General features: G+C 74.0%; 17 protein-coding genes. 11 read left to right on the top strand and 6 right to left on the bottom strand.

The genetic code is table 11. The features are described from left to right. Positions 1-178 precede the first annotated feature (178 nt). Together ACWD4A_RS15955 and ACWD4A_RS15950 are read left to right on the top strand one after the other, a co-directional pair. The gene (locus ACWD4A_RS15955; RefSeq protein ID WP_451194183.1) at positions 179-1306 is read left to right on the top strand and encodes an alpha/beta hydrolase; all 1128 of its coding nucleotides are present in this window, start codon (positions 179-181) and stop codon (positions 1304-1306) included. Between the two features lie 122 nt (positions 1307-1428). Beyond that, entirely contained in the window at positions 1429-2835 is a 1407-nt protein-coding gene (locus tag ACWD4A_RS15950) for a hypothetical protein (RefSeq protein WP_451194181.1), read from the top strand. A 219-nt stretch (positions 2836-3054) separates the two neighbouring features. Here the strand turns inward: ACWD4A_RS15950 and ypfJ are convergent, their stop codons facing one another. Next, positions 3055-3948: a KPN_02809 family neutral zinc metallopeptidase gene (ypfJ, locus tag ACWD4A_RS15945; protein WP_451194179.1), complete on the bottom strand. Its 894-nt coding sequence runs from the start codon at positions 3946-3948 to the stop codon at positions 3055-3057. 307 nt (positions 3949-4255) lie between these two features. Here ypfJ and ACWD4A_RS15940 point away from each other — a divergent pair, with 307 nt between their 5' ends. From ACWD4A_RS15940 to ACWD4A_RS15930, 3 genes are all read left to right on the top strand, one after another. After that, positions 4256-5854 carry an ABC-F family ATP-binding cassette domain-containing protein gene (locus ACWD4A_RS15940; protein WP_451194177.1) on the top strand — a complete coding sequence of 533 codons (1599 nt, stop codon included), beginning with the start codon at positions 4256-4258 and terminating at the stop codon, positions 5852-5854. A gap of 399 nt (positions 5855-6253) precedes the next feature. Continuing rightward, a complete protein-coding gene (locus tag ACWD4A_RS15935; RefSeq protein WP_030366669.1) occupies positions 6254-6475 on the top strand; it encodes a helix-turn-helix domain-containing protein in 222 nt (73 codons plus the stop codon). Positions 6476-6595: 120 nt separating this feature from the next. After that, positions 6596-7387, top strand: coding sequence for an enoyl-CoA hydratase/isomerase family protein (locus ACWD4A_RS15930; protein WP_451194175.1), 792 nt, complete (start codon positions 6596-6598; stop codon positions 7385-7387). A gap of 34 nt (positions 7388-7421) precedes the next feature. Here the strand turns inward: ACWD4A_RS15930 and ACWD4A_RS15925 are convergent, their stop codons facing one another. Both ACWD4A_RS15925 and ACWD4A_RS15920 read right to left on the bottom strand, forming a co-directional pair. Further along, a complete protein-coding gene (locus tag ACWD4A_RS15925) occupies positions 7422-8192 on the bottom strand; it encodes a hypothetical protein (RefSeq protein ID WP_451194173.1) in 771 nt (256 codons plus the stop codon). 97 nt (positions 8193-8289) lie between these two features. Next, a complete protein-coding gene (locus ACWD4A_RS15920; protein WP_451194171.1) occupies positions 8290-8931 on the bottom strand; it encodes a hypothetical protein in 642 nt (213 codons plus the stop codon). Positions 8932-9068: 137 nt separating this feature from the next. Between ACWD4A_RS15920 and ACWD4A_RS15915 the strand changes: the two genes are divergently transcribed. Genes ACWD4A_RS15915 through amaP form a run of 5 tightly spaced genes read left to right on the top strand, consistent with a single transcriptional unit; the run spans position 9069 to position 11303 of the window. Next, the gene (locus tag ACWD4A_RS15915; protein WP_451194169.1) at positions 9069-9491 is read left to right on the top strand and encodes an Asp23/Gls24 family envelope stress response protein; all 423 of its coding nucleotides are present in this window, start codon (positions 9069-9071) and stop codon (positions 9489-9491) included. A 10-nt stretch (positions 9492-9501) separates the two neighbouring features. Next, positions 9502-9693 carry a hypothetical protein gene (locus ACWD4A_RS15910; RefSeq protein ID WP_451194167.1) on the top strand — a complete coding sequence of 64 codons (192 nt, stop codon included), beginning with the start codon at positions 9502-9504 and terminating at the stop codon, positions 9691-9693. Between the two features lie 41 nt (positions 9694-9734). Further along, positions 9735-10082, top strand: coding sequence for an Asp23/Gls24 family envelope stress response protein (locus ACWD4A_RS15905; RefSeq protein ID WP_451194187.1), 348 nt, complete (start codon positions 9735-9737; stop codon positions 10080-10082). Further along, a complete protein-coding gene (locus ACWD4A_RS15900; RefSeq protein WP_451194165.1) occupies positions 10079-10693 on the top strand; it encodes a DUF6286 domain-containing protein in 615 nt (204 codons plus the stop codon). The genes ACWD4A_RS15905 and ACWD4A_RS15900 overlap by 4 nt, the downstream gene beginning before the upstream one ends. A 13-nt stretch (positions 10694-10706) precedes the next feature. Further along, positions 10707-11303 carry an alkaline shock response membrane anchor protein AmaP gene (gene amaP, locus ACWD4A_RS15895; protein ID WP_451194164.1) on the top strand — a complete coding sequence of 199 codons (597 nt, stop codon included), beginning with the start codon at positions 10707-10709 and terminating at the stop codon, positions 11301-11303. A 278-nt stretch (positions 11304-11581) separates the two neighbouring features. Here amaP and ACWD4A_RS15890 read toward each other — a convergent pair whose 3' ends face one another. The 3 genes from ACWD4A_RS15890 to ACWD4A_RS15880 are packed head-to-tail and all read right to left on the bottom strand — an operon-like array spanning position 11582 to position 14223. Further along, complete coding sequence (locus ACWD4A_RS15890; RefSeq protein WP_451194162.1) at positions 11582-12640, bottom strand: zinc-dependent alcohol dehydrogenase family protein; 1059 nt, start codon at positions 12638-12640, stop codon at positions 11582-11584. Between the two features lie 33 nt (positions 12641-12673). Then, entirely contained in the window at positions 12674-13354 is a 681-nt protein-coding gene (locus tag ACWD4A_RS15885; protein ID WP_451194160.1) for a lysoplasmalogenase, read from the bottom strand. Then, on the bottom strand, positions 13351-14223 hold the full coding sequence (locus ACWD4A_RS15880) for a sterol desaturase family protein (RefSeq protein WP_451194158.1): 873 nt from the start codon (positions 14221-14223) through the stop codon (positions 13351-13353). The genes ACWD4A_RS15885 and ACWD4A_RS15880 overlap by 4 nt, the downstream gene beginning before the upstream one ends. 392 nt (positions 14224-14615) lie before the next feature. Here ACWD4A_RS15880 and ACWD4A_RS15875 point away from each other — a divergent pair, with 392 nt between their 5' ends. After that, positions 14616-15614, top strand: a complete 999-nt coding sequence (locus ACWD4A_RS15875) for a DEDDh family exonuclease (protein ID WP_451194156.1) — start codon at positions 14616-14618, stop codon at positions 15612-15614. The last annotated feature ends 37 nt before the right edge of the window (positions 15615-15651 follow it).

The raw sequence follows: 15651 nt of genomic DNA, 5'->3' as shown, positions 1-15651 counted from the left end.
GGCTGAAATGCCGCAGCTTGCGGACTACGGTCCGCGAATCCAGCCCGTCCGGCGTTTGAGGACGCGGCCGCAGGCCGCTCCCGCCGCAGGCGGCGACGGTCCCGCAGGCGGCAACGGCGCCGCACCACCGACACCCCGCCCACTGGCCACAACTTCACCACACGCTCACACTGAAGACGTGCACCCGGCGATAGCGGCGGCCCTGGCCGCCACGACCGTAGTCGGTGCCGGAGCGGCCGCGATAGCGGCCGGACGGTACGCCGCCGACGCTGCCCTCAAGCCCCGCCCCGGCCACCCCCCGCCGGACGCGGAACAGCTCACCGTCCACGCCGTCGGCACGGACACCGTCACCCTGACCCGCAGCGTCGCCGCGCAGCGCCCCGGCACGTACGGGCTCACCGCACCCGGCCTGCACGCCGTCGTCGGGCCCGTCGACGGTGACGCCGAGCACCCCGCCGACTGCGTTGTACGCCGCCTGGAGCGCGTCACCCACGGCACGCTGGAGCCCGGCACCCGCGTCCGGCTCACCCCGCAGGTCCACATCGGGAACCCCCGGGACGCCCTCGGGCTCGACCACGCCGACGTCGAGGTGCCCGGCGAGCTCGGGCCGCTGCCCGCCTGGTTCGTCCCCGGGGACCGCGGCACCTGGGTGATCACCGTGCACGGGCTCGGCGCGACCCGCGAGCACCCCATGGTCGTCATGCCGTTCCTGCACCGGCTGCGGCTGCCCGTCCTCGACCTCGGCTACCGCGGGGACCCCGGCGCGCCCCGGCCGCCCGAGGGCATCGGTCACTTCGGTGCCGTGGAGTGGCGCGACCTCGACGCCGCGATCCGCTACGCCGTCCGCTACGGGGCGCGCCGCGTCGTCCTGCACGGCTGGTCCACCGGCGCCACCATGGCCCTCCTGGCCGCCCTGGACTCGGCGCTGGCGCCCCGCGTCGCGGGCGTCGTCATGGACTCCCCGGTCCTCGACTGGCCGGCGCTCGTCCGCGCCTGCGCCGCCTACCGCGGCACCCCCGCCCCGCTGATTCCGCTTGCGGTCCGTGCGGCGGAGGGCAGGACCGGTCTGAGCCCCGACAGTCTGATATCGGCCACGGACCCGTCCGGACTGACCGGACCCGCCCTGGTCGTGCACGGCCCCGACGACACCCTCGCCCCCTGGGCGCGATCCCGCGAACTCGTCGCCCGGCGGCCGGAACTGATGCACCTGCGGGCCGTCCGGCACGCCCCGCACGCCGCCATGTGGAACGCCAATCCGGCGGCCTACGAAGAGGCCCTGCGGCGCTTCCTGACCCCCCTGATGTGACCGGATGCGACCCCTCCCACGAGGCGTTTCCCGGCACTCCAGGCGCACCCGACGGCATCCCGCGATGGCCGGACAGTTGATTCCGATTGGGTTTTCGGAGCGTCAACGGCAAGACTGCTCCTGTGACGTCCCGTACTCCGCGCGACTCCCGGCTCAGACTGGTCCCCCAACAGCCGATCGCCGCTGCCCGCCGGGCCGTGGCCAACCGCGGCTCCCGCCCCGCGCCCCGCCCGCCGGCGGGCACCCCGGCACCCGCGGAACTCGCCCGCCAGGCGAGATACGGCCTCACCGGCGCGGTCCGGGTGGCCCGCTGGGCGGCCGACGAGCGCGGCCGCGGCACGGCGGAGGAGGCCGCCGACGCCCTGCGGCTGACGGCCCGCCAGGTGCGCGCGGACTGGGACCGGGCCCGCCTCGCCGGGCTCATCGAGATGCACGGCGACACCGCACGCCCCGGCTGGCGCCTCCAGGCCTGGGACCGCGACGACGGCGCCGTGCTGCGCGGCTGGGTCGCGCTCTTCGACGCGTGGTCCCTCGCCCACCCGGCGCCCGCGGGCACCGACGCGACGATCGCCGCCGAGGTCGTCGAGGCCGCGCCGCAGCTGCTGTCCGTCATGCACCTGTCCGCCGGGCCCGTCCCCGTCGCGATGCTCCTCGACCTGCTGCAGCAGCGCGTCGCCGAGATCCGCGCCGAGCGCTGCGAGGTCCCGTACGACAGCCGCAGGACCGCCCCCGAACCCATGCCCCCCACCGATGTCCCTGCTGGCCCGGCCGGGCGCGACCCGCTCGCCGGGCTGCTCGACTGGGCGCTCGAAGGGCTCGCCTCCGTCGGCGCGCTCGTCATGCGGGACGGCGCCGTGCCCGCCGCCGGCGACACCCGGGAGGCCGTGCTGACCCCGCTGGGCAACTGGGCGGTCTGGGTCAAGCTCGAACAGATCTGTGTGGCCGCCCAGAGCCCCGCGGGCCATATCGAGCTGTCCGCCGAGGCCATGCTGCGCGGCTGCGCCGACCTCACCCCGGGCCCGGCCCGCGCCGAGTACCGCGCCTGGCTCGCCGCCCGGCCCGCGAGCAGTGCCGTCAGCGAGCTCCTGGAGGCCGCGCGCGGCGACGACGCGCTGGTCCGGGGCCTCGCCTTCGAGGCACTGCGCGCGGTGGGCGCGCCCGCCGAGCCCGTCGTACGGGCCGCCGCCGGGGAACCGTGCCTGCGGCCGTACGCGCTGCTCTGGCTCGCGGAGCACGAGGGGCGGGACCCGGAACAGGCGGCGGCGGAGGTCCTCACCCGTGAGGAGGCGACCTGGCTGTGGGTGGACACGGCGGCGGCCGTCGCCGACCACGGCGAGAGCCGGCTGCTGGTCCGCCACCTGGACTCGGCGGTGCAGGGCACCGTGCCGGGCCTCCTGGAGGAGGTACGGGCCGTGGGCCATCCGCGCACGGTCCAGGTCCTCGTCGCCCTGGCGGCCGCCCACCCGGACCCGGCCCTGGCCAAGGCCATGCGCCGAGCGGCTTTCCAGGTCCACACGGGCGGAGCCTGAACGGTGCCCTGGGCTTGACCGGGGAGGGTGCGGGTCCGTTGCACGGGGCTGCGCCCCGGACCCCGCAACACGGCTTCGCCGCGTTGTCCTCAAACGCCGGACGGGCTGAAATGCCCGCACGTTGCGGATTACGCCGGCAAAACCAGCCCGTCCGGCGTTTGAGGACGCGGCCGCAGGCCGCTCCCGCCGCAGGCGGCGGCGGACCCGCACCAGAACCGGTCAGCGGAACGTGTCGCAGCGCCCCACGTCACCCGTGGTGTAGCCCGTCGTGAACCACTGCTGCCGCTGGGCCGCCGAGCCGTGGGTCCAGCTCTCCGGGGTGACCCGGCCCTGGAACTTCTCCTGGATGCGGTCGTCGCCGACGGCCGCCGCCGCGGACAGCCCGTCGTCGATGTCCTTCTGCGTCAGCTGCTTGAGCAGCGGGCGGCCGGTGGACTTCTCCGGCGTGGAGGTGGCGTGCTTGGCCCAGACCCCGGCGTAGCAGTCGGCCTGGAGCTCGACCTTGACGGAGTTGCTCTCGGCGCCGGTCTTCCGGTCCTGGGCGCGGCCGAGCGTGCCCAGCAGGTTCTGGATGTGGTGCCCGTACTCGTGGGCCACGACGTACGCCTGGGCGAAGGGCCCGCCGCTCGCCCCGAACTTGGTGCGCAGCTCGTCGAAGAACCCCAGGTCGAGGTAGACCTTGCGGTCACCGGGGCAGTAGAACGGGCCGACCGCCGAGGTCGCGGCCCCGCACGCCGTGTTCGTCCGCGCGGTGAAGAGGACCGTCGAGGCCGGGGTGTAGGTGCGGGAGCGGCGGGCGAACTCCTGGCTCCAGAAGGACTGCGCGCTGTTGACCACGGCGACGATCCGGCAGTCCTCCTTGGTGTTGGCGTCGTGGCCGGTGCGGCAGTGCTGGGAGACCTGCTCGCTGGTGCTGGCGGTGGCCGACGGGGTGCCCGGCTCCGAGCTGCTGAGGCCCAGCTCCTGCGGGCCGATGCCGAAGAAGAGCCCCAGCACCAGGGCGATCAGCCCCACGATCCCGCCGCCGATGGTCACCCCGCCGCCGGGGATCCGGCTGCCGCGGGAGTCCTGCACCTGGGACGTGTCCAGGTCCGCGTCGTCGTCGAACTGCATGCACTTACCGCCTTCCCACCCCGAGTATCGATGTGCGGTCCGTCACGTGCCCGTTCCGGGGTGGCGTCCGGGGCACCGCCGATCCGTCGCGCCATGATGACCCAGCGGGCCGCGGAACCGCCCCGGGCGCACCGGGAAATCGGGTTGCGCGCCCCCGTTAGACTGGTCCGTATGGCATTCCTCCTCGTGCATTAGACGGCGTCGGCCCACGCCGCCGCCCGCCCCCGCGCCGTCCCGCGCGGGAGAGCGCGCGCGGGTGTGTTCACCCCCGTCCCCCTCGCTGTCCATCCCGCCCAGGAGTAGTCCCGTGATCACCGCCTCCGGCATCGAGCTGCGCGCCGGCGCCCGCATCCTCATCGAGTCCGCGTCCTTCCGTATCGCCAAGGGCGACCGCATCGGCCTCGTCGGCCGCAACGGCGCCGGCAAGACGACCCTCACCAAGTGCCTCGCCGGCGAGGGCATGCCCGCCGGGGGCACCATCACCCGCTCGGGTGAGGTCGGCTATCTCCCGCAGGACCCGCGCACCGGCGACCTCGACGTCCTGGCCCGCGACCGCATCCTCTCCGCCCGCGGCCTCGACACCGTCCTGCGCAAGATGCGGGAGAACGAGGAGCGCATGGCGAACGGCAAGGGCGCCACGCGGGACAACGCGATGAAGAAGTACGCCCGCCTGGAGACCGAGTTCCTCACCAAGGGCGGCTACGCGGCCGAGGCGGAGGCCGCCACCATCGCGGCCGCCCTCGGCCTGCCCGACCGCATCCTCGCCCAGCCGCTGCACACCCTCTCCGGCGGTCAGCGCCGCCGCGTGGAGCTGGCCCGGATCCTCTTCTCCGACGCCGACATCCTGCTGCTGGACGAGCCGACGAACCACCTGGACGCCGACTCGATCACCTGGCTGCGGGACTACCTCAAGACCTACCGCGGCGGCTTCATCGTCATCTCCCACGACGTCGACCTGGTCGAGACGGTCGTCAACAAGGTCTTCTACCTGGACGCCAACCGCTCCCAGATCGACGTCTACAACATGGGCTGGAAGCTCTACCAGCAGCAGCGCGAGGCGGACGAGAAGCGCCGCAAGCGCGAGCGGCAGAACGCCGAGAAGAAGGCCGCGGCCCTCAACTCGCAGGCCGACAAGATGCGCGCCAAGGCCACCAAGACGGTCGCCGCGCAGAACATGGCCCGCCGTGCCGAGAAGCTGCTGGCCGGCCTGGAGGCCGAGCGTGTCTCCGACAAGGTCGCCAAGCTGCGCTTCCCCGACCCCGCGCCCTGCGGCAGGACCCCGCTCACCGCCGAGGGCCTCTCGAAGTCCTACGGCTCGCTGGAGATCTTCACCGACGTCGACCTGGCCATCGACAAGGGCTCGCGCGTCGTCATCCTCGGTCTCAACGGTGCGGGCAAGACCACGCTGCTGCGGCTGCTCGCCGGTGCCGAGAAGCCCGACACCGGCGAGGTCACCCCCGGCCACGGCCTCAAGCTCGGCTACTACGCCCAGGAGCACGAGACGCTGGACCCGGACCGCACGGTCCTGGAGAACATGCGCTCCTCCGCGCCCGACCTCGACCTCGTCGAGGTCCGCAAGACGCTCGGGTCGTTCCTCTTCTCCGGCGACGACGTCGACAAGCCGGCCGGCGTGCTCTCCGGCGGCGAGAAGACCCGCCTCGCGCTGGCCACCCTCGTCGTCTCCTCGGCCAACGTCCTCCTCCTGGACGAGCCCACCAACAACCTCGACCCGGCCAGCCGCGAGGAGATCCTCGGCGCGCTGCGCACCTACAAGGGCGCCGTGGTCCTGGTGACGCACGACGAGGGCGCCGTCGACGCCCTGGAGCCGGAGCGCATCATCCTGCTCCCGGACGGTGTCGAGGACCTCTGGGGCCCGGACTACGCGGACCTCGTCACCCTCGCCTGAGCCCCGGTCGCGCCCCGGTCGCGCCGCCCTGGGCGGCGGCGCACCGGCGTCCGCTCGGCGCCCGATCAGTGCTGTCCCGATCATTCGGCCGACAGGTGATCCATCATCTGAGTGAGTACGGCTCGTACCACGGTGCCCCCGAGCGCTCCGGCGCACGCCCAGTGCCGTGCGCCGGGGTGCTCGCACCATGGGTCAGGGGTGCCCCGCCTGACCTGCCTCTTCGCTCCACCACCCGTACGGGCGTACGAGCGCGACTGTTCGGAATCGCCTGTTCCAGGCCCTGGCGCGGCCGGGAATCGCGGAAACGTCATCTCATGGACCTTGTCGAATGGGTGGCCAGGAGGCCGCATAGGGGTGATCATGAGAGTCAAGAGGCGCATCTCCCATGAGGAGGCACGGGTGGCCGAGACTCTGAAGAAGGGCAGCCGGGTAACCGGCGCCGCGCGCGAAAAGCTCGCGGCAGACCTGAAGAAGAAGTACGACTCCGGTGCGAGCATCAGGGCGCTGGCCGAAGAGACCGGCCGCTCCTACGGCTTCGTCCACCGGATGCTCAGCGAATCCGGCGTGATCCTCCGTGGTCGCGGCGGAGCGACGCGCGGCAAGAAGGCCGCCTCGGCCTGACGCCACGCATCCCAAGGGCACCGTCGGTGTGGTAGTGCCACCCGGTCGGTCGAGCAGTCGGCCGGGTGGTTACTGTGCAGTCAACCCAGCGTGATTGCAGCCGAATTCGGAGGCCCACCGATGACCGCCCCCACTACCCTGCTCGACCAGGACGGCATACGGCTCACCGTGGACGACGCGGTGGCCACCGTCACTCTCACCAACCCCGCCAAGCGCAATGTCCAGTCGCCCGCGCTGTGGCGGGGTCTGGCAGCGGCCGGACGGCTGCTGCCGGGCAGCGTGCGGGTCGTGCTGCTGCGCGCGGAAGGCGCGTCCTTCTCCGCCGGTCTCGACCGGCAGGCGTTCACCCCCGAGGGCTTCGAGGGCGAGCCGTCCTTCCTCGACCTTGCACGCGGTTCCGACGAGGCGCTCGACGCCGAGATCGCGACCTACCAGGAGGCCTTCACCTGGTGGCGGCGGAACGACATCGTCTCCATCGCCGCCGTGCAGGGCCATGCGATCGGCGCGGGCTTCCAGCTCGCCCTCGCCTGTGACCTGCGGGTCTGCGCGGACGATGTGCAGTTCGCGATGCGCGAGACCAGCCTCGGACTGGTGCCCGACCTCACCGGCACGCATCCGCTGCTGTCGCTGGTCGGCTACGCCCGCGCGCTGGAGATCTGCGCCACCGGCCGTTTCGTGCGCGCGGAGGAGGCGGAGCGCACCGGCCTCGCCAACCTGGTGGTGCCCGCCGCCGAGCTCGACGACGCCGCCCGGGACCTGGCCGCGGCCCTCCTCGCCGCGCCCCGCGACGCCGTCGTCGAGACCAAGGCCCTGCTGCGCGACGGCACCGGCCGTACGTACGAGGCGCAGCGCGCCGCCGAGCGCCAGGCGCAGGCGCGCCGGCTGCGGGACCTCGCGGGTCTGGGGGAGTGAGCCCCGGCGCGGGGGCGGCCGCGCCCCCGCGCGCTCAGCCGCGTATGCGGACCCCGTGGCGCGTCCGCAGACAGCGCAGCTCCCAGCAGGAGACGGCGGTCACCGACAGCGGGCCGCCGAGGAACGCGGCCACCTTCACGACCACCGGGCCGTTGGGCAGCCCGTCGCCCAGCGAGACCAGGCTGAGCGCCCAGACCAGCACCACGGTGAGCACCGCGGGGAGCGCGGCGTGCACATCGGCGGTGTTGAACGCGTAGCGCGCGGCGGCCCCGGACGAGAAGAACAGGAAGGCCGCCATCCACAGCAGCACCGGCAGCAGGACCAGCGGCAGCGCGCTCTCGATCAGCATGCCCGCGGTCCCGCCGAGCAGGCGACCCACGTAGCCGCGGCCCTGACCGGCCACGAAGAGGCAGGCCATGGACGCGGCCAGCGCGCCCACGTACCAGCCGACGGCCTTGAGCGGGTGGCGCAGCCGGGACCGCAGCAGTGGCCGGTGCCGTGCCGGGGCGTAGAAGATGAAGCCCAGGATCACCAGCGGCCCCACCAGGATGAGGATCAGCGGGGCGAGGAAGAGCTTGCTGATCCCGTCCTCGAAGACCCCGCTCCAGCCGCCGTCGATGCCGTACGTCCAGATCAGTGCGAACGAGGCGGCCGCGCCCACGACGGCGCGCCACTTCTGCACCCGGTCTATGGTCGGGTCCATGACACGTCCGGGGCCGGAGGCGGTGAAGATGGCGTCCGCCTTGGCGCGGGCGGAGCGGAGGAACGCCCCCAGGCAGCCACCGCGGTTCAGTAGCTGTGACATCTTCCGGACTCCTCCCCCAGGGGAGAGCCCTGGTGCCGTGACTACCCCCACCCCTTGATCAACTCGGGGAGTCTACCCACGGCCCGACGCCGCCCGGTCAGGGCGGATCGACCGCCGTGACCACGGCCGCCACCGTGCCGGAACCGGCCGCGGTGACCGCCTCGCGCGCCGCCCGCGCCGAGTCCAGGGCCCGCTGCCCCGGCCCCACCGCGATCTCGACCCAGGTGTGGGAGCCGCCGTCCACGCGGGCGGTCCGCACGGACCGCAGCGTCCGGAAAGGGGCCGCGGCGGCGGCCCTGTCCGGTACGGGCAGCGGTGGTGCGTCCTCGCCCTCCGCGTCGTCCAGCAGCTCCGTCACCCGAAGGTCGACAGCCTCGATCACCAGCCCCAGGGCCTCCGTCGAGGCCGTCCACAGGGCCGCCCGCACACCGTCCACGAGCGGGGGCAACGGCCTCCCCGCCGCGGCCGCGACCTCCGCCGTCACCCGCAACGGACCCACGGGGAGCGCGCTCGGCGGGGGCGGTACGGCGGGCGGGACGGCCGTCGCCGGGTCGGCGAGGGCGAGCCGCAGCGGGCCGAGGCGGATTCCCCGCAGCGGGGCGGCGGCCCGGCGCAGCACCTCCGCCGCCGCGGACTCCGCGATCCAGGAGCCGTCCGCGGCACCGCCGAGCGGCAGCAGCCTGCCCAGCCCGAGCTGCCGCCGTACCTCCCGCGCCCATGGGTCCGCGACCACCGTCACCCCTCACAGCCTGCCGCACCCCCGTACGCGGGGGGCGTGCGACTCATGGATGTCCCGAGCGGTGCACGGGAACCCCACCTAGGGTGGCAGGAGGAGCCGTGCACGCGTTGTCCCCCTAGGGAGAGAGGCGAGCGACGATGACCGAGACCGCATCGAAGGAGCCGCTGGGCGCACCGGCCGACCGGGGCCGTACGACCATCGCCGACGGCGTCGTGGAGAAGATCGCCGGGCTCGCGGCCCGTGACGTGGTCGGGGTGCACGCGATGGGCGGCGGCCTCGCCCGCACCTTCGGCGCCGTACGGGACCGGGTGCCCGGCGGCGGGAAGTCCGTCGCCCGCGGGGTGAAGGCGGAGGTCGGCGAGGTCCAGACCGCGCTCGACCTGGAGATCGTCGTCGACTACGGGGTCGCCATCGCGGATGTCGCCCGCGCGGTGCGGGAAAACGTCATCGCGGCGGTGGAGCGCATGACCGGCCTGGAGGTCGTCGAGGTCAACATCGCCGTGAGCGACGTCAAGCTGCCCGACGAGGAAGAGGACGAGCCGGAGCCGAGGCTCCAGTGAGGAGCGCACGATGAGCATGGCCGTGGTGGGCATGATCGCCGGCATGGTGCTCGCCTTCGCCGGGTACTTCGGCGGATTCGGGGCATTCCTGCTGGTGGCGGCCCTGGGCGCGATCGGCTTCGTGGTGGGCCGCTTCCTGGACGGGGACCTGGACCCGGGCGACCTCTTCCGCTCGCGGGAGCGGGACGGACGGCGGCGGTGAGGGGCGCGTGGAGCCTGTGAGCGGCGCGGTGAGGGTGCGTGGTGGAAGCTGCTGAGCGCGGAGCCACCCATATCGCCGACCGCGTCGTCGCGAAGATCGCTTCGCAGGCGGCGCGCGAGGCACTGACCGGCGCGGGCCCGTTCCCCGCGGACGGGGAGCGCACGCCCCCGTATGCCACCGTGGCCGTGCGCGACGACACCGCCCACGTGCGCGTCTCCGTGGAACTCGGCTACCCCTCGGACATCGGCACGCTCTGCGGGGCCGTGCGCCGCCGGATCACCGAGCGGGTGCGGGAGTTGGCGGGCATGGACGTGCCCGAGGTCGCCGTCACGGTGGAGCGGCTCCACTCGGCGCACACGCGGGACGCGGGGCGGGAGCGGGTCCGATGAGCACCGCCGGACCCGGTGCCGAGAAGGACGACACCGCGGTCGAGGGCCCCGCGGCACCGGACGACGACGGCCGCGCCGGGCGGTTCTGGTCGGCACGGCGACTGCCCGCCGCGCTCGTCGCGGCCGTGGTGCTGGGCTGCGCCGGGGCCTTCCTGTACGACGTGGCCGCCGTGCGTGCCCACCGGCCCGCGATGCGCTGGCGCCGCCGCCTCGCCCACGAGCTGGCCACCCGGCACCTCGACAACGCCTGGATCGTCGGCGCCGCCGCCCTCGCCGTGCTCGCCGGACTGTGGTTGATCGCCCTCGCCGTCACCCCCGGCCTGCGCCGGGTGCTGCCGATGCGGGGCGATTCCCCCGACGTACGGGCCGGTCTCGACCGCCGGGCGGCGGCGCTGGTGCTCCGGGACCGGGCGATGGAGGTCGCCGGCGTGCAGTCCGTACGGGTCGACGTCGGCCGCCACCGGATCAGGGCCCGCGCCCTGTCGCACTTCCGGGACCTGGACGACGTGCGCGGCGACCTGGACGCCGTACTGGCCGACGGCGTACGGCAGTTGGGGCTCGCCCGGCGGCCCGGGGTGTCCGTGCACGTACGACGGCCGGCGAAGAGGTGAGGGTGGGGGTGCCGTGGTGAGGACGGTCAACCGGGTGCTGATCGGGCTGGCCGGCCTGGTGCTGGTCGCGCTCGGCGGCGCGGTCCTGGTCGGCGCGCTGGACCTGCAGCGGCGCTGGCACTTCTCGCTGCCGTCGGGCTGGCCGTTCGACGGGCCGCACGACGTGCTGCTCGGCCGGGACGCCCGGCTGAGGTGGCGGGCGGAGGGCTGGTGGTGGCCCGTGGTCCTCGCCGTGCTGGGGCTGGTGGTCCTGCTGGCCCTCTGGTGGCTGCTGGCACAGCTGCGGCGGCGCCGGCTGCGGGAGGTGCTGGTGAACAGCGGGGGAGGAGAGGCGGCCGTCGTCCGGGGGCGGGCGCTGGAAGAGGTGCTCGCCGCCGAGGCGGAGTCCCTGGACGGGGTCGAGCGGGCCGTGGTCGCGCTCTCCGGCCGCCGCTCCGCACCGGAGGCGGCGGTCTCGCTCACCCTCGGCCCCCACGCGGCACCGGCCGAAGCGCTGTCCCGGCTCTCGGACGAGGTCCTGGCCCACGCGCGGGTTTCCACGGGCCTGTCACGGTTCCCGGCCCGGGTTCGCCTGGCGGCGGTGCGGCACCGGGCGGAGCGGGTGGGTTGACCGGTCCCCGCGCCGTCCGCACGGGGCTGCGCCCCGGACCCCGCAACACGGCTTCGCCGCGTTGTCCTCAAACGCCGGACGGGCTGGATTTCGCGGACCGTGGCCTTGGATCTGCGGGCCGTGGCAGCGAACCTGCGGGTCCCGCAGACTCAAGGCCACGGTCCGCACAATCCAGCCCGTCCGGCGATTGAGGACACGCCCGAAAGGCGTCCCCGCCGCAGGCGGCAACGGCGGGACGGCCGCCGGAAACCCGCTCTCCCCCAGCGGGCAGCGTCACGTCACGGCCGGATCAGAACCTTCAGCGCCGTCCGGTCCTCCATCGCGCGGTAGCCGTCCGGGACGCCGTCGAGGTTCACGGTCAGGTCGAAGACCGGGGACGGGTCGATGGTGCCGTCCAGGACGTCGGGCAGGAGCTCGGGGATATAGCTGCGGACGGGGGCGACGCCGCCGCGCACCGCGATGTTGTTATCGAACATCACCCGCAGGTCCAGCGCGTTGCCGCTGCCGTGCGGCACGCCGACATAGCCGACGGCACCGCCCGGCCGGGTGATCTGCAAGGCCGTCCGCATGGACTGCTCGGTGCCGACGGCCTCGATCACCGCGTGCGCGCCCTGACCGCGGGTCAGCTCCCGTACGGCGGCGACGGCGGCCTCGCCGCGCTCCGCCACCACGTCGGTGGCGCCGAACTTCCGCGCGACGGCGGTCCGCGCCTCGTGCCGTCCGAGCGCGATGATCCGCTCCGCGCCGAGCCGCTTGGCGGCGAGCACCGCGCACAGGCCGACCGCGCCGTCGCCGACCACGGCGACCGTGGCCCCTGGCCGGACGCCCGCGCCCAGCGCCGCGTGGTGGCCGGTGCCCATCACGTCGGAGAGCGTGAGCACCGCGTCCAGCAGCCTGCTGTCGCCGTCGTGGCTGTCGGGGGCCAGCTCGTCGGGGATCCGGACCAGCGTGGCGTCGGCGAACGGCACCCGCACGGCCTCGCCCTGGCCGCCGTCGCTGCCCGGCGCGCCCCAGAAACCGCCGTGCTCGCACGAGGTCGTCAGGCCCTCGACGCAGAAGTCGCACACGCCGTCCGACCACATGAAGGGCGCGACGACGAGCTGTCCGGGCCTGAGCCCGGTCACCTCGGGCCCGGTCTCCAGGACCATGCCGAGGAACTCGTGACCGATGCGCTGACCGGGCTCCCGAGGTGCTTCGCCCCGGTAGGCCCACAGGTCGCTGCCGCAGATGCAGGCCCGCATCACCCGTACGATCGCGTCCCCGGGCCGCTGGATCCGGGGGTCCGGGACGTCCTCGACCCGGATGTCGTGGGGGGCGTGGATGGTGGTCGCGCGCATGGTGTTGTTCCCTGCCGGTTCAAGTCGTCACGCTCAGGACGTCGTACGCATCTCACGGTACGCCGGTGCCCCGGCCGCCCCGGCCGTCGGTACCGCCCTCAGCAGCCCCGCTGCCAGCAGGAACTGTGCCGCGAGGTACGTCAGCATGACCCAGAACCGGGGCGCGGGCGCCTGGGGCCAGCCGGCCAGGTCGCTCGCGATGAGCGTGTCCGACAGCAGGAACAGCGCCCCGCCCGCCGCGGTCGTCAGCCGGGCCCGGGTCGCGCCCAGGGCCATCGCGGTCAGCAGCAGGCTGTAGAGCGCGACGGGGACGCGCAGCCGCGCCTCCAGATCGGGCCACAGCAGCACCACCGTGCCCAGCCAGGCCGCGCCGTACGCCCCGGCGAGCGCGTACGTCCGCCCGCCGCCGGGGCTGCCGTGCCGGGCGCAGAGCACGAGGTAGCAGACGTGGCCGGCGGCGAAGCAGCCCATGCCGAGCAGGAAGGGGGTGTCGCCCCCGATGCCCAGCAGGGTGTCGCCGCCGCACCCGCACAGCAGGGCTGCGGCCAGCAGCCGGGGCCCGCCGCGCGCGAGCACGGCCGCGGCGAGGAGCGGCATCAGCACGGGCTTGGTCACCGGCGCGACGGCCGAACCGGCCGGCAGCGCGCACAAGTGGGCGACGGAGACGGCGAGGAAGGCGGCCAGCAGCGCACGGGCGGTACGGGGGCGGGTCACGCGACGGGCTCGTGGACGGGCGCCGGCGCCGGAGCCGGTGGCTGCCAGCCGGGCCCCCGGAACACCCGCCCGGCGCGCTCCCGCCAACTGCTCGCCGCCCGCAGGTCGCGGAGGATGGCCGCGTACTCGTGGGTGGCCACGCGCAGCGGGTTGTACGTGTGGATGTTCTTCGTCAGGCCGTAGACGGGGCGCTCCGTCTCCGGGACGAACGAGCCGAAGAGCCGGTCCCAGACGATGAGGATGCCGCCGAAGTTGCGGTCGAGATAGCCGCCTTGCGACGCGTGGTGCACCCGGTGGTGGGACGCCGTGTTCAGGACGTACTCGAAGGGCCGCGGCAGCTTCCGCACCCGCTCGGTGTGCACCCAGAACTGGTAGACGAGGTTCGTCGACGAGCAGAACGCGACGGCCGCCGGATGCACGCCGGCCGCGATCATCGGCAGGTAGAACGGCCACACGGTGAGCGAGGTCCACGGCTGGCGCAGCGCGGTGGTGAAGTTGAACTTGCGGCTGGAGTGGTGCACCACGTGGCACGCCCACAGGATTCTGACGACGTGGTGCCCGCGGTGCGACCAGTAGTAGAGGAAGTCCTGCGCGAGCAGCATCAGCGGCAGCGTCCACCAGAGCACGGGCACGCGCAGCGGGGTGAGCTCGTAGAGGGCGGTGTAGATCGCCACGACCGGCAGCTTCCACAGGGCGTCGAGGACGAGGCTGCCCAGGCCCATGCCGATGCTGGTGGCCGCGTCCTTGGCCTCGTAGCCCGCGGCGCCGCTCTCCTCCGCGGGGCGCAGCCGATAGCTCACCAACTCCACCGCGGTGAGCAGGACGAAGGCGGGTACGGACCACAGCACGACATCGGGTAGGTGTGGCATGGCGGCACGATAAGCGTGCCGCCGGGCGGGCCGCTAGGGGTTGTTACCGACGGGTTGGCCATCGGCGTTACCGGGGGTTCCCCTGTGCGGGGCGGGCCGGGTGCGCATACCGGTCTCCGTGGCCCAAGGGGAGCGCGCCAGGGGGAAGTTGTCCGCCTGTGCGAGGAGCGGCGGGCTCGCCGGGAACGAGCGGCGGGGGGCGTCGGGCCCGCCCGGGGAACCCGCCTCGTGTGACCCCGGCCACGTGGGCGGGGCTCCACCTTCCGGGTGACGCGGACCCCGCCGCCGTGGCGCAGATCACGTGGGGCGGGCCCCGGCGCCCCGGCCTGACCCCTCGTTACGGGCCCGGCTCGCGCCGGCGTTGTCAGTGCGGCCCCGTATTCTCTGTGACCATGCTCGTAGACCGTGCCGCCGACGAATCGCCGACCCCGTGGCCGGCCGCGTATCCCGAGGGGTACGCGGTCGTCGACGTGGAGACCACCGGGCTCGCCCGGGACGACCGGATAGTGTCGGCCGCCGTCTATCAACTGGACGCCCGGGGCCGGGTGGAGGACCGGTGGTACACGCTGGTCAACCCGCAGCGCGACCCTGGTCCGGTGTGGATCCACGGGCTCACCACCGAGGTCCTCGCCGACGCGCCGCTCTTCCCGGAGATCGCCGGTGAGCTGGCGGCGCGGCTGGACGGGCGGGTCCTCGTCGCGCACAACGCGGCCTTCGACTGGTCGATGCTCGCCCGGGAGTACGCGCGCGCGAACGTCACCGCCCCCGTGCGGCAGCGGCTGTGCACCATCGCGCTCTCCAAGGAGCTGCGGCTGCCCCTGCCGAACCACAAGCTGGAGTCGCTCGCCGCGCACTACGGCGTCGTGCAGGAGCGCGCCCACCACGCGCTCGACGACGCGCGCGTGCTCGCCGAGGCGTTCCGCCCGAGCCTCCGGCTGGCGGCGGAGGCCGGGCTGCGGCTGCCGCTGCTGGCCTGCCAGCCGCTGACGGAGTGGTCCGACGCGCCCGCGCCCACGCGCTCCGTGTCCATCGGCTACCAGCCGTCGTACCGGTCCACGAGCTGGCGGCCGAGCCGTAAGCGCCCGGCCTGCCCGTACCCCAACCCCGGCAGGTACAAAGAGGGCGAACAGCTCATCCAGGGCATGCGGGTGGCGTTCTCCGGTGACACCTCGGTCGACCGCGAGCTGCTGGAGGACCGCGCCATCGAGGCCGGCCTGCACATCGCCACCAGCGTCTCCCGGCTCACCAGCCTGCTGGTCACCAACGACCCCGGTTCCCCCACCTCCAAGACCGCCAAGGCGCGCTCCTTCGGCACCCCGGTGATCGACGAGGCGGCGTTCATGCAGCTGCTCTCGCACGTGGTCCCGGCGCAGCGCCGGGCCGACGGCTGAGCCCCGTCGGCCCGGCGCGACCCGATGGCGAGGGGAC

This window comes from Streptomyces sp. NPDC002537, assembly GCF_053594975.1.
Note: the sequence above shows the minus strand (reverse complement) of the source record. Positions and strands in the feature narration are given on the sequence as shown.

Bases quoted from the DNA above. Each gene is read 5' to 3' on its own strand.
- ACWD4A_RS15900 (WP_451194165.1), top strand. From the start codon at position 10,079: ATGAGCACCGCCGGACCCGGTGCCGAGAAGGACGACACCGCGGTCGAG.
- ACWD4A_RS15930 (WP_451194175.1), top strand. From the start codon at position 6,596: ATGACCGCCCCCACTACCCTGCTCGACCAGGACGGCATACGGCTCACC.
- ACWD4A_RS15880 (WP_451194158.1), bottom strand. From the start codon at position 14,223: ATGCCACACCTACCCGATGTCGTGCTGTGGTCCGTACCCGCCTTCGTC.
- ypfJ (WP_451194179.1), bottom strand. From the start codon at position 3,948: ATGCAGTTCGACGACGACGCGGACCTGGACACGTCCCAGGTGCAGGAC.
- ACWD4A_RS15925 (WP_451194173.1), bottom strand. From the start codon at position 8,192: ATGTCACAGCTACTGAACCGCGGTGGCTGCCTGGGGGCGTTCCTCCGC.
- ACWD4A_RS15915 (WP_451194169.1), top strand. From the start codon at position 9,069: ATGACCGAGACCGCATCGAAGGAGCCGCTGGGCGCACCGGCCGACCGG.
- ACWD4A_RS15875 (WP_451194156.1), top strand. From the start codon at position 14,616: ATGCTCGTAGACCGTGCCGCCGACGAATCGCCGACCCCGTGGCCGGCC.
- ACWD4A_RS15910 (WP_451194167.1), top strand. From the start codon at position 9,502: ATGAGCATGGCCGTGGTGGGCATGATCGCCGGCATGGTGCTCGCCTTC.
- ACWD4A_RS15890 (WP_451194162.1), bottom strand. From the start codon at position 12,640: ATGCGCGCGACCACCATCCACGCCCCCCACGACATCCGGGTCGAGGAC.